The 14,018-nt window shown below is 43.9% G+C and carries 7 protein-coding genes; 6 read left to right on the forward strand and 1 reads right to left on the reverse strand.

The genetic code is table 11. The features are described 5' to 3' along the window. Nucleotides 1–13 precede the first annotated feature (13 nt). From GTK07_RS01715 to GTK07_RS01740, 6 genes are read left to right on the forward strand one after another with little or no spacing between them, the layout of a single operon-like run. A complete protein-coding gene (locus tag GTK07_RS01715) occupies nucleotides 14–2,323 on the forward strand; it encodes an FtsX-like permease family protein (RefSeq protein ID WP_163632408.1) in 2,310 nt (769 codons plus the stop codon). A gap of 29 nt (nucleotides 2,324–2,352) precedes the next feature. Continuing rightward, nucleotides 2,353–4,752 carry an ABC transporter permease gene (locus GTK07_RS01720; RefSeq protein WP_163632410.1) on the forward strand — a complete coding sequence of 800 codons (2,400 nt, stop codon included), beginning with the start codon at nucleotides 2,353–2,355 and terminating at the stop codon, nucleotides 4,750–4,752. Nucleotides 4,753–4,778: 26 nt separating this feature from the next. Continuing rightward, complete coding sequence (locus GTK07_RS01725) at nucleotides 4,779–7,175, forward strand: ABC transporter permease (protein ID WP_163632412.1); 2,397 nt, start codon at nucleotides 4,779–4,781, stop codon at nucleotides 7,173–7,175. Between the two features lie 36 nt (nucleotides 7,176–7,211). Beyond that, nucleotides 7,212–9,626 carry an ABC transporter permease gene (locus GTK07_RS01730; RefSeq protein ID WP_163632414.1) on the forward strand — a complete coding sequence of 805 codons (2,415 nt, stop codon included), beginning with the start codon at nucleotides 7,212–7,214 and terminating at the stop codon, nucleotides 9,624–9,626. A gap of 11 nt (nucleotides 9,627–9,637) precedes the next feature. Next, entirely contained in the window at nucleotides 9,638–12,088 is a 2,451-nt protein-coding gene (locus GTK07_RS01735) for an FtsX-like permease family protein (protein WP_163632416.1), read from the forward strand. A gap of 9 nt (nucleotides 12,089–12,097) precedes the next feature. Beyond that, on the forward strand, nucleotides 12,098–12,760 hold the full coding sequence (locus GTK07_RS01740; RefSeq protein WP_163632418.1) for an ABC transporter ATP-binding protein: 663 nt from the start codon (nucleotides 12,098–12,100) through the stop codon (nucleotides 12,758–12,760). A gap of 113 nt (nucleotides 12,761–12,873) precedes the next feature. Here the strand turns inward: GTK07_RS01740 and GTK07_RS01745 are convergent, their stop codons facing one another. Further along, complete coding sequence (locus GTK07_RS01745) at nucleotides 12,874–13,992, reverse strand: NAD(P)/FAD-dependent oxidoreductase (protein WP_163632420.1); 1,119 nt, start codon at nucleotides 13,990–13,992, stop codon at nucleotides 12,874–12,876. Between the last annotated feature and the right edge of the window lie 26 nt (nucleotides 13,993–14,018).

Below are 14,018 nucleotides of genomic sequence, written 5' to 3' on the forward strand. Positions count from 1 at the left end.
ATGAAAATGTGACATGTTAGGATTAAACTCATACCTGAGACATCTTTCCAGGAACAAAATGTACTCGACGGTGACCGTTTTGGGGTTCGCCATGTCGCTCACCTTTATACTGCTCCTTGGGGTATATATCCAAAACGAGCTGTCCGTTGATGATTTCCACAAAAACAAGGATAGGATATATCGTCTTGAAAACGAATCCGTTGATTTTTCACCCCCAATTGCGACCGACCTAAAACAGGAATATGCAGAAATAGAGAATTTCACTCGTGTGTTGAATGTTTCCGGTAGAATATCCCGATCCGGAAGCCAAAAATTAAAATTCGATTATTTGGGTGTGGATCCTGGTTTTTTCAACATGTTTTCTTTCCCCCTACTTCATGGCGAATCTGAAGATGTGCTCCAGACCGAGGATGGCATTGTGCTCTCCAAATCCATGGCACTGCGGTTATTTGGCTCCTCCGATGCCGTCGGAAAGTCTGTTTTCATCAATACAGACCATAAGTTTACGGTTACAGGTATTATGGACGACTTTCCGGAAAACACCCATTTTACCAAGCAAGATGCCCTGGTCAATCTAGGTGCCTTTAAAAAAATCTTTGGCTTTGAGGGGATTATGGAGGAATACGGCTGGTGTTCCATAAGTATTTATCTGATGGCCAAACCCCATACTGACCTTCCCGCGAAAGCTCCTCAAATTTTGGAAAATTTCAAAAAGAGCTTCTGGCTATATAAAGATGGTATAGCAAAAACAGTGGTGTTCACTCCATTGAAGGAACTGTATTTTAGCAATAAAGTGGGAAGCGGAACCAAGAGCAACAGCAAAACCATGGTCATGGTGCTTTCTGCAATCGTTTTCATTATCCTTTTGCTGGCCGTTGGAAACTATATCAACCTAACCATTGCACAGGCCACCTTTAGGGGCAAAGAAGTGGCGGTGAAGAAATTATTGGGTGGATCCAAGAAACAATTGATCCGGCAATTGGTAACCGAATCCTTTGTGCTGTGTTTTGCTGCCGTCGTAATCGCCTTTCTGTTTGCCAAATTGCTGGAGCCTACCTTGAATTCCCTCTTGGAAACCAATTTAAACCTCAACCAAGCCTTTACCCCAACCAATATTGTGGTGGCACTTGGCATGCTGCTCTTGATCGGCTTTATCTCGGGTATTGTCCCCGCTTTGAAGATTTCAGGTTTCAAACCCATTGAAGTAGTGAAGGGAGAATTGCGCACAAAGGCAAAAAGCGTTTATGCCAAGGCCTTCATCACGTTCCAATATACCGTGGCCATTTCATTATTGGCCTGTAGTTGGATTATTGTAAAGCAGACCAATTACCTCAGAAACAAAGATTTGGGATTCAACAAGGACAATATTGTCCATTTGCAATATTTAGGAGGTACCAACCAAAAAAAGGCCATTAAAGACGAACTTCTAAAAATTCCCGGTGTAAAAGACGCTTCCATAACCTGGCAAAGCCCTTTGAGCGGAGGCAGTAACCAGACTTTCAATTACGAGGGGAAACCGATCAGTTTTCAAGAATTTGCAGTGGACTCCGCATTTTATGATGTGTTTGACATCAAGGTTATGCCAACAGAAGTGGCCTATTCTCCCAATGGGGTTGTCCTGAATGAGGCTGCCCTAAAGACGTTGGGCATCACGGACAATCCTGTTTCCTTCAAAATGGAAGATCATGAGGTACCCATCTTGGGAGTCGTAAAAGACTTCAATTTTAAACAATTACGGGACAATATTGGGCCTCTTATGATACGTCAACAAACACCCGATTTTTTTGCGGACAATATTTTTTTAAAAGTGGACGGGCAAGGAATTGTAAACATCATCAACCAAGTGAAGTCCACTTATGCAGGGATTGTCGGCGACGTGGAATTTGATATCCAATTTGTGGACGAGACCATAGATCAATGGTACAAAAAGGAAGAACGTACGGGAAAAATCATCAGCTACTTTACTTTTTTGGCGGTCATCATCTCCTCCATGGGCATCTTGGCCATGGCCACTTTCTATATGCAGCAACGGAAAAAAGAAATTGGCGTGAGAAAAGTGAACGGTGCCACCATTGGTGGTGTAATGATGCTTTTGAACAAAGATTTCGTGAAATGGGTGGCATTGGCATTCCTGATCGCCGTACCCCTTTCTTGGTACACCATGCATAAATGGCTCGAAGGTTTTGCCTATAAAACAAATATGAACTGGTGGGTATTCCTGTTTGCTGGAGTACTGACCATGCTTGTGGCTTTGTTCACGGTAAGTTGGCAAAGTTGGCGCGCGGCATCGGCAAACCCCGTAGAAGCATTAAAGCAAGAATGATTTTTAGGTAAAAATGAAATGAAAAAACGATGAACTATTTAAAATTGGCATTCCGCAGGTTGTTCCGAAAAGGGGAACATGCCTTTACCAGGATCATATCTTTGACCGCAGGGCTGGCATTCGGGATATTGCTCCTTTCCGAAGTGCTGTACTATTATAGTTATGATAGTTTTTACCCGGATGCTGACCGCATTTATGTGGTGCACGAAAATTTTAAGACAGATAAATCCTCGGACAAATTGGAAAGTTATCCTAGGGTGAGTGGAGCCATAGCCCCGGGCCTGAAGGCCGAAGTGCCGGGCATAGAAGCAGCCACCCGTCTCAATTCCATCGGCGATCACGTTGTCTATACCGATGACTTGAATAGCTATGATGCGAACATCTCATTGGCCGATGAACATTTGTTCGATGTGTTACCCCTTCCTATGATAAGTGGAAACCCCGAAGAAATACTTAAAAGTCCCATGACCTGTATGGTCTCCCAAGAAATCGCCGATAATATGGGAGGCAACGTTGTTGGGAAAGTTATCCGCATAAAGAAATATCCTGACAAAAAACTCACCATTGGTGGTGTCTTCGAAACCTTGCCTGAGAACACAAACTATACCTATGACATCTTGGTTTCTATGGTCTCCACCGAGCAGTTCACGTGGGACGGTACAAACAATTGGATGGGAAATGATCGATATTATGCCTGTGTAAAGCTGAGTCCTGGAACAAATCCTAAAGATTTGGCCCACGCTGTTCGTTCCATGCAAGTAAAGCATCAGGACATTGAAAGGTTGGAAGAACAGCAACAGGGCATTGTACTGCAATATTCCTTCAAGCCCATCAAGGAAATACACGTGGACAATGTGAAGGATTTGATTGTTATCCTCTCCACTATTGCCCTGGCCGTATTGTTTGTTTCTTTAATGAACTATATCCTTTTGACCATGGGAACATTGGTTACACGGGCCAAGAGTTCTGCCATACACAAAACTTGTGGGGCCGAGACAAAGAATTTACAGCAAATGATTTTTTCCGAAACCGCTGTCCTTTTTCTTGTTTCCATTGTAGGCGCCCTACTTATGATATGGGCACTTAAGCCCATGGCAGAAGCACAATGGGGACACAGCCTTTCCTCAGTGTTAAACCCATATGTTATTGTGCCATTGGCTTTGCTTTTGGTGTTTCTTGTTTTCATTACCAGTTATTTTCCAGGGCGATTTTTTTCACGTATCCCCGTGGCCACAGCTTTCAGGGACTACCAACAAAAGCGGGGCAAATGGAAACTGGTCCTGTTGTCTTTCCAATTTGTAGGGGCCACATTTATCCTAACCGTTTTGGTCATTGTAACATTGCAGTACAACAGTATGAAAAATGCCGACCATGGTTATATTGCCGAAGGTGTCTACTATGGCTCTACCGAAGGCATGGAGGGCAACAAAATATCAACGGTGTTAAATGAACTAAGGGCCATGCCCGAGATTGAAACGGTTGGTTTGGGTTACGATGTGCCCATCAGTGGTGCATCCGGAAACAATGTGCTTTCACCTGATGAAAAACGAGACTTGTTCAATGTCGCCGATTTTTATGAGGTGGATGGTAACTATCTCTCCATACTGGGCATCAAAGTAGACGAAGGGGAAGATTTTACCAGTAAAGAAGCCGTTGCAAATGATTTGCTCATCAGTAAAAAAGGTGCCGAATTGTTGAAACTGAACAATGGGTGGGCTGATGGGGTGGTAGGAAAACAGATTACTCTTTCCGGACATGAAAACACGACCATCCGTGGGGTATTCCCTGACTTTGTGGTTCGGTCGATATCTGAACCCGATGTAAGGCCTTCGGTGTTTTTTTATCTGCCGGAAGAAAAATTTGAACAACTCAAAATTGAAGATCCATCCATGTCGTTCAATATCTTGGTCAAGGCCCATGAAGGAGTTCATGAAGGGCTTATGAACAAAATTTCCGAAGTCTTTAACTTGGGCTTCCCACATGATGATGCAGAGATCAAAAGTCTTGAGGCCGAACAATTGAATGCCTATAAGGGCCAAAAAGGATTCCGCAATGCCATGCTCGTCGGAAATATAATCATCCTATTGGTCACCATTATCGGATTGCTCGGTTATACGTTCAACGAATCCGAACGACGTAGAAAAGAGCTGGCCATCAGAAGAATAAATGGGGCTACCCTTTCCGATATCTTGAAGACATTCATTTCCGATTTGGAATATGTGGCCATTCCGGCTGTTCTTCTTGGATTGACGGCTGCATGGTTCACCGTCGACAAATGGATGCAAAACTTTGCCTATAAAGTGACTCTGCACTGGGGAATCTTTGCCATATGCAGTTTGTTCATCTTACTAATGGTGGCACTCATTGCGAGCATAAACTATACCCGTACAGCCAGCCAAAATCCAGTGGATGCCCTGAGGCAGGAATAAATTAAAATTCATCATAAAAAAACACCATGATTAAGAACTATTTTAAGATTGCATGGCGGAACCTTATCAAGAACAGGGTTTATTCCTTCATTAATATTTCTGGGCTCAGTTTAGGGCTGGCCTGTGCGATGTTGATTATTCTTTATGTCAAGGATGAGGTGAGTTATGACAGATTCCATGAAGACGGTGAGCATATTTACCGAATCGTAAGCCAAAACTATAACGAAAGTGGCGTCCCCGAAGGCAAAAACTCCAGTACCGGCTTTCTGCAAGGACCAAGGTTTACAGAGGACATTCCTGAAATCAAGGAATACGTGAGGATACAAAGCGGCAGGGAAGATGTAAAAATCGGGGGCGAGGTGGTTTCCCGGGATCTGCACTATGTTGATCCCAATTTCTTTTCCATGTTTACCTTCCCCGTAATCTCAGGTAACCCCAAGACCTGTTTGTCCGAGCCCTTTTCCGTGGTCATATCGGAAGAGCTTGCGCTTAGGCAGTTTGGCACTACCAATGCAGTTGGCAAAACCATGATGTTCCGAAACAATGGGGAATTTGTTCCCTACACCGTGACGGCCGTATCCCAAAAAAGTCCGCAAAACTCCTCCATAAAATTTGACATGCTCCTGCCCTTGGAAATTCCAAAGGAAGATCTTGCCAACAATTTCAACTGGTTCAACTTTTTCCTGAACACCTTTGTTTCCCTGAAACCAGGAGCCAATGTGGACGTAGTCAATGACAAGATGCAGGACCTTTATCTGGCTCAATCTTCCGATGCAGCAAAAATCATCAAAGAGCAATATGGGGACGATGGGCTCCCACCAAAATATTTCCTTCAACCTTTTACGGACATGCACCTCAACAAGGAGCTCCCTGCCCAAAATGGGTTGACGGATGCCAGCAATCCTACCTTTTCCTATATTTTATCGGGCATTGCACTGTTCATTCTATTGATTGCCTGCATCAATTTTGTGAATCTCACCGTGGCCCGTTCCGTAAGACGGTCACAAGAAATCGGTATTCGAAAAGTGGTCGGAGGGAAAAGAAGACAACTCGTGTTCCAGTTCTTGGGCGAATCTTTTATGTTGTGTTTTTTTGCCTTTGCTATGGCCATACTTTTGGTACAACTCGCTCTGCCCATTTTTAATGGTCTGGCCAACAAGCAATTGTCAATCTCCTTTGTGTTGGACGCCAAGTTGGCGTTGGGGTATATAACATTGTTCGTGATCACGGGGCTATTGGCCGGGTTCTACCCCGCCCTTATCCTTTCAAGGTATAGTCCTGTGGATACCTTGTACAGCCGTTTTATCCTCTCAGGAAAGAATTATCTTCAAAAATCCTTGGTGGTGCTTCAGTTTACCTTGGCCTCGTTGTTAATCATATGCACTTTTGTGATTTATGAACAGTTCAATTTTTTGACCACCCAAGAACTGGGTTATGATGACACGGACCTGGTACTGTTACAGAAAAATCGTTTGACCCCAGACGAACTTGATACCTTCAAAGGCCGCCTTGCTTCCTACGGAAATATCTTGGACGTGGCGGGCAAAAACGGTGGCGGCTGGAGTACCATTGCCAAAGTGGAAGGTGACAAGCAAGTGCAGTTTGCCTATGAAACCGTAAACCAGTCCTACATCCCCATTTTGGGCATACAATTGAAGGCAGGCAGGAACTTTTCCGATGAACATCCTTCGGATGCCACCCAATCCGTTTTGGTGAACGAGGCCTTTGTAAAGGAAGCCGGTTGGAGCGATGCCGTTGGACAAACGGTGGATTTCTGGTACAATGGAGAAAAATACACTGTGATCGGAGTGGTAAAAGACTATCACTACGACTCTCTCGGCCAGACTATACGGCCACAGCTCTTTACCATGAAACCAACCAATGAACTGGGGATGCTGTACATAAAAATAGCCCCTAGGAGTGCCACATCAGCCATAGCGGACATTGAAAAAGTGTTCAAGGAAATGTTCCCTTTTGATCCGTACAGCTATCATTTTTTAGAAGACCAGAACTATCAAAGCTACGAGGCCGAGGCCAAGTGGAAGCAAATTATGCTGTTCAGCGCAATTCTCACCATCTTTATTTCGTGCATTGGCCTGTTCGGTCTATCTGTGCTCTCTGCCGAAAAACGGACCAGGGAAATCGGGATCCGAAAAGTTTTGGGTGCTTCCATAAACAATGTGGTAGCCATCCTTTCCAAGGATTTTATAAAATTAGTGTTGGTAGCCCTTTTAATATCCATACCTGTCGCATGGACCATCGCAAATAAATGGCTGGAAAACTACCCTTATCGGATCCAGTTGGGCTGGCAGGTGTTCGCCATTGCCTCTATATTGGTCATTCTCATAGCGTTGTCCACCATCAGCTTTCAGTCCATCAGGGCCGCTGTGGCCAATCCATCGGACTCATTGAAAACACAGTAAATTGTTCAAAAATAGATAAAGTAAAAAACGGAAATCATGTTAAAGAACTATTTGAAAATCGCTTGGAGAAACTTATTGAAGAACAAAATCTTCACCTTGGCAAACATTGTGGGACTTACATGCGCCTTTGCCGTGGCCATCCTTTTGACCATGACGGCCCTTTTTGAACTTTCCTATGATCAATTCCATGAGAACAAGGACTCTGCCTATCAGCTTTACCTTTCCAACCAAACGCCAAGAGGTCCGGAGATCAGTGTATCAAACCCTGTTCCCTTGGCCCCTGCCCTTAAGGAAGAGGTTGCCGGTATTAAGCACATTGCACGTTCGGTAAGCGAAGATGTCTTGATTACCTATAACTCCAAGGAATTGAGTTTGGATGCCGAATATGTGGACCCCTCCTTTTTTGACATTTTTACCTATCCGACCCTTATGGGGAACTCTAAAAATCCCTTGCCCAACAATAATTCGGTAGGGATTACGGAGAAAGGCGCAAAAAAAATATTCGGAACCACCGATAACGTAATCGGGAAGACCGTTTCCCTAAAGATAGGCCGGGAAGAACAGCCCTTTACCATTGCTTCCGTACTAAAGGATGCGCCAAGCAACAGTAGTGTTGATTTTGAAATTGTGGTACCATTCGAGACCCATCCTGAATATCTATCCAGCAAAGACCGTTGGGACTCTCAGTTCCATCCCATATATCTTCAACTGGAAAAAGAAGTAACCGTGGCACAGTTCGAAAAAAACACGATTCCCTTTACGGCCCTTCACTACAAAGGCGGCATAGAAAGTGACATCCGTGATGGCGCTGTTCCCGACGCTGATGGGAGATACAAGCAATTTCATTTGATGCCCATCACCGATAGACATTTTGCCTCGTACACGACAGGGGCCGCCAAAGTAGACCGTGTTTTTCCTTTAATGATCTTAGGAATAGCTTTCGTGATCATTTTCATTGTGAGTGCCAATTTTATCAACATGAACATCGCCCTTGGCGAAAAACGATTAAAAGAAATTGGGATGCGCAAGACTTTGGGGGCCATCAAAAAGCAGCTGTTCTTCCAATTCTGGTTGGAAAGTCTATTCGTTTTTGCCTTGTCTTTGCTGATGGGGATGGTAATAAGTAATCTACTCCTTAATCCGTTCAAGACCCTTTTTAATACCAAAGCCTCCTTTGCCGATGTAATACAACCAGGCGTAGTGATTCTTTTTGGCCTTGCCATCTTCATTGTCACGCTCATTGCCGGAGGGTATCCCGCCTTGTTGATGAGTAAATTGGGCACTCTTAGGGCCCTAAAGGGAAAAATGGAAGTAGGCAAGAACCGTTTACGAAACAGTCTTATCGTGCTCCAATTTGCCATTGCCATACTTTTGATCACGGGAACCCTTGTGCTGCATGGCCAGATTGAATTCATGAGGAACAAGGACCTGGGGTACAATAAAGAACAGGTAATTTCCATTCCTTTAAATGGAAAAAAGAACGGTTACAGCGTGGTTGAACTACTTCGCGATGAACTTAAGAACAACCCGGATGTCCTCAGCGTTTCCGGGGCCGACAATAATTTGGGAAAGGGGCGCGACGGTAGCCTTTCCAGTAGCATGATGGGTTTTGACTATAAGGGCCGAGGAGTGGTTACCAATGCTTTGACCGTAGACTTCGATTATGCGAAGACTTTGGACCTTCAATTGGTTGCCGGACGCATGTTCAATAGGGATTTTGCCACCGATAGCCTTAGTTTGGTCATCAACGAATCCATGGCCAAACAACTTGGGGAAGAAGACCCACTTTCCATAACCATTCCCATGGACGACAATGTTACCTATTCTGTAATCGGAGTGGTGAAAGACTATAATTTTCAAGATATTAGTAGGAAGATACAACCGCTTACCCTGTTCATGAACAAAGATTGGGACCTTTATTATGCCTATGTGAAAGTAGCCCCTAAAAATATTGCAAAATCCTTTGATGCAATCAAGGATGCTTGGGAAAAAGTAGAGCCACAGGCAGAGTTTTTAGGCTCTTTTTTGGATGAGAATGTGGACCGTACCTTTAAGCGGGAAAAAACCATGGCGACCATCATAACCAGCGGAAGTATCCTTGGGATTTTGTTGAGCTGTATCGGGCTATTTGCCATTTCCATGTTGGTGGTTGCACAGCGCACCAAGGAAATTGGTGTGCGTAAAGTGGTAGGGGCCAGTGTATCTTCAGTGGCTCTGCTTCTTACCAAGGATTTCTTGAAACTGGTCGGCATCGCCTTTGTAATTGCTACACCTATTGCCTGGTACTTTTTAAATGAGTGGCTGCAGAACTATGCCTCCCATGTAAGTTTAAGTCCCCTGTTCTTTATAGGTGCAGGATTGTTGGCCACTTTTATTGCCTTTGTCACTGTAGGGACCAGAACGGTGAAGGCCGCATCGGCCAACCCTGTAAAAAGTTTAAGAACCGAATAACACCAACCGCCATGATCAAAAAATATCTGATAACTACCTTTCGCCATTTACAGCGAAAACGATTGTTCACCACATTGAACATTTTTGGCCTCGCCATTGGTATCAGTATTTGTTGGGTCATCTATCGTATTGTTTCATACGAGTATAGTTATGACAAAGAACTGGTTCAAAAGGAAAATATCTATCGTGTTGTCTCGGGCTTTGTTTTTGATGAAAAAGAAGACTATAATGGAGGGGCTTCAAAACCCTTATATCAGGGTATTCGTGAGCAAATAGATGGACTCGAGCATGTCGTCCCCATATTTGAAAATTCATTTAGGAGTGTGGAGGTAGACAATTCGTTTGGGAGTCCATTAAGATTCGATGACCAAAAAGGAGTGGCCGCGATTGATTCTGCTTACTTTAATTTTTTGGAGTATCGCTGGCTCTCGGGAACCAAATCTTCTTTTTTGGATAATCCCAATAGTGTTGTGCTTACCGAAGATAGGGCCAAACAGTATTTCCCAGACCAGGTGCCAAATGAAATTCTGGATAGGACCATAACCTATTATAGTTATAGGGACACCATTACCCGAACGGTGGCCGGCGTAGTAGCCAATTTGCCCCAACCCACGGAGTTCAACTCACATGAATTTGTTCCTCTGCCCTATATCGCATATGACTTGAACATATGGACAAACACAAATGGTTCGGACAGACTTTATCTTCAGCTTGACAAAGCTTCCAACCCTGCAATCATTGCTGAACAAATCGACGATATTATTCAACAAAAAACCAAGGAATGGAGAGATCAATCGGAAAACACCTTCAATTTTAAACGCTGGATAGAATTACTGCCTTTGGGTGAATCGCATTTCGCAACCCATATTAGGGAGAGCAATCTTAGAAAAGCGAGTAAACCTGTTCTTTATGGATTGATGGGCATTGCCCTGTTCCTTTTGCTTTTGGCTTGCATCAATTATATTAATATGAGCGTTGCGGGCATTCCTCAGCGCACCAAGGAAATTGGGGTTCGCAAGACCTTGGGCAGCAATAAAAAGCAGTTGATAGGCCAATTTTTATTGGAAACCCTGGTGACCACTGTTTTGGCTGGAATCTTATCCCTTGCATTGACCAAATTGGTTTTTTGGTTCTTGAAAGATATCATTCCCGAGGGGATAACACCGTTCGCAAATATCCTTGAGTATCTCGGTTTCCTTTTTGTATTGAGTGTTTTGGTGGCCATTCTGGCCGGTTTGTACCCCGGTTGGTTGATAACAAGGGTCAATGTCATCAGTGTTTTCAGGAGTACTTCACTACAGACCAAGGGCAGTAAAGGATTTAACCTGCAAAAAGCACTGATCATATTTCAGTTTGTGATTGCTTTGGTATTCATTACATCCGCTCTCATCATTGGTAAACAATTGCAATACTCCATCAAATCGGATATGGGTTTTAACAAAGACGCCGTTGTTTTGGTACAAGTTCCCTATAAATATGTTTTTGAAGATAAATATGATGGCAAACAATTTCCCTTGTTGGAAGAGCTCAAAACGATATCCGGCATCCAAAATGCCTCCCTAGGTGCAGCCCCCCTATCGGAAGGATATGCATCAAGCGCATACGAATATAGTGAAGAGGGAAAGCCGGCCATCTCTAGACAGGTTTTCAAAAAATGGGTGGATACTTCGTATGTAAATCTTTACAACTTGAAAGTGTTGGCGGGAAGAAATCTCCATGAGTCCGATACCCCAACAGAATATGTGATCAACGAGACGGCGGTAAAGGCATTTGGTTTTGCCTCGACCCAAGAGGCTTTGGGAAAATTCATTGGCCAGAAAGACGAAAAGCTTCCCATTGTGGGTGTGGTCAATGACTTCCATATGCGGGATTTCTATCAATCCATAGACCCCATGGCCTTTCAAATGGAAAAAAGCAACCTTACAAACTTCAATATAAAACTAACCTCCAACACCGATCAATGGCAAAGCACTTTAAGTGAAATTGAGCAGAAATGGTATCGCTTTTATCCGCCAGAAAGTTTTTCCTATACCTTTTATGACGAATCCATAGAGCAGATGTACAAACAAGAAAAGCAATTGGCCACTTTGGTGAACTTGGCTACTTTTGTTTCCATATTTATCAGTTGCTTGGGACTGTTCGGCCTAGCTGTGTTGACCGCATTTCAGCGTACCAAGGAAATAGGGATACGAAAAGTTATGGGAGCTTCCGTAGAAGGAATTGTCCGTTTACTTTCCAAAGAGTACATTATATTGGTGATCATTGCTTTGGTGTTTGCTTCGCCCATTGCTTGGTTTGCCATGGATAAATGGCTTGAAAAATTTGCCTATAGAATAGAAATAGAGTGGTGGATATTTTTGTTGGCCGGTATAGCCGCGATTACCATTGCCTTGCTCACCGTAGGCTACCAAGCCATTAAAGCGGCCATCGCCAACCCTGTAAAAAGTTTAAGAACCGAATAAAATCATATCATGCTATTACAACTGAACAACATATTCAAATGGGTCAACTCTGGGGGCCAACGTATTTTTTTGTTAAAGGACATCAATCTTGAAGTAGAGGAAGGGGAGTTCATTTCCATCATGGGTCCCTCCGGGTCTGGAAAATCAACATTGCTCAACGTCATCGGAATGCTCGATGCCTTTGATGAAGGGGAATACAATTTTCTGGATGAATCAGTACATGACCTCAAAGAAAAACACCGAGCCAATCTGTATAAGGAGTACATCGGTTTTGTGTTCCAGTCCTATCATTTGTTGGACGAACTTACGGTGCAAGAGAACTTAGAAATGCCTTTAATCTATAAAAAATTCAAGGGCTCGGAACGCAAGGCCATGGTGGCCGATATGCTGGACCGCTTCAGCATTGTGGGTAAAAAGGACCTGTTTCCAGCCCAGCTTAGCGGGGGTCAACAGCAATTGGTGGGCATTGCACGTGCCCTTATTTCCAATCCAAAGTTGATCTTGGCCGATGAGCCTACGGGTAACCTCAACTCCAAACAGGGGGAGGAAATTATGGAACTGTTCAAACAATTGAACGAGGAAGGTGTCACAATCATCCAAGTGACACACTCCGAAAAAAATGCGGAATATGGTTCCCGGATCATCAACCTTTTGGACGGAAGGATGGTTTAAACTTAAAGAACCAAGGGTCAGGAAACAAGAAACAAGACCTAATGGGTCCACGTTTGTGGGTATTCGTGGAATTCGTGTCAATACCACATACTTTTTAAAGTGTGAGAGTTATTTCAATCGACCAATTCAGCTAGTTCCTTGCCCACAAGACTGCCCAAGGCAACACCCATACCGCCCAGGCGGACACCACAACATAGGGAGTTGGAAATACGCTTGACTATCGGGGTCTTTTGACCACCAACTCCCATGATGCCGCTCCATCTTCGGTCAATTTTTACCTGTTGGTGGGGCAGTATCATCTCTTTTAGTAATTGCTCCAATTGGTCCTGAATGATTGGGGTCTGACCAAATTCAGTGGTCTCCTCTGCTTTAAAATCAAGGTTGCGGCCACCCCCAAAAAGAATACGTTCATCTATGTTCCTGAAATAGTAATAACCCTCATCAAAATGAAAGGTTCCCTTGATCTTCAGGCCTTTAATAGGCTCCGTTATCAACACTTGGGCTCGTGCCGGTTGAATGGTTTCAGTAGGTAAAAGCTTGGATGCAAAACCATTGGTGGCCACAAATACCTTTTTGGACGAGAACTCAAAATCCTTGGCGATAACAGTTGCGCCTTGCCCTGTTTCCTGAACAGCATCAACCTCCACCCCATTTAAAATAGGAATTCCACTGAAAAAACACTTTCGGATAAGTGCCTGCATCATCTTACCTGTATCCAATTGTCCTTCAAACTGATGGGTGATGTAGTGCTCCTTGATATTCCCAAACCCAAAAATATTCTGGTTCAGCATGAACGGATTTTCGCCAAAAACTGGTTGGAGCATTTTGTTCAACCTCTCCATTTCGTGCAAGCAGTTTTCATGCATTTCGGGGTGGTGTTCCACAAAAAGTTCATGCCCGCCATGCTGTTCAAAACCAATGGTCTCGTCGCCCAAAAGTTGGCGAAGATATTGGATGCCGTCCCAACGCTTCTGCACCAATTGCACCACTTCTTCCTCGGAATGGGTTTTTAAATCGGACAAAATCTCGGAAATGCTACCAAAACAGGCAAAACCCGCATTCTTGGTACTTGCCCCTTGTGGTAGGCTACCTCTCTCCAATACCAATACGGAACTCTTGGGATGTTTTTGTTTGAGTTGAAACGCACAGTTCAACCCAACAATCCCACTGCCAATAACGGTAAAATCCACGTGGGAGAACCACGTTTTATATTCCCAATAGCTCAGTTGCATAAAATAAAAACCCCGACTTGCATCGG

This window comes from Flagellimonas sediminis (assembly GCF_010500845.1).
GTDB classification, from domain to species: domain Bacteria; phylum Bacteroidota; class Bacteroidia; order Flavobacteriales; family Flavobacteriaceae; genus Flagellimonas; species Flagellimonas sediminis.

Excerpts from the sequence above, each read along its gene's own strand:
- GTK07_RS01715 (WP_163632408.1), top strand. The coding sequence starts at position 14 with ATGTTAGGATTAAACTCATACCTGAGACATCTTTCCAGGAACAAAATG.
- GTK07_RS01740 (WP_163632418.1), top strand. The coding sequence starts at position 12,098 with ATGCTATTACAACTGAACAACATATTCAAATGGGTCAACTCTGGGGGC.
- GTK07_RS01725 (WP_163632412.1), top strand. The coding sequence starts at position 4,779 with ATGATTAAGAACTATTTTAAGATTGCATGGCGGAACCTTATCAAGAAC.
- GTK07_RS01735 (WP_163632416.1), top strand. The coding sequence starts at position 9,638 with ATGATCAAAAAATATCTGATAACTACCTTTCGCCATTTACAGCGAAAA.
- GTK07_RS01720 (WP_163632410.1), top strand. The coding sequence starts at position 2,353 with ATGAACTATTTAAAATTGGCATTCCGCAGGTTGTTCCGAAAAGGGGAA.
- GTK07_RS01730 (WP_163632414.1), top strand. The coding sequence starts at position 7,212 with ATGTTAAAGAACTATTTGAAAATCGCTTGGAGAAACTTATTGAAGAAC.
- GTK07_RS01745 (WP_163632420.1), bottom strand. The coding sequence starts at position 13,992 with ATGCAACTGAGCTATTGGGAATATAAAACGTGGTTCTCCCACGTGGAT.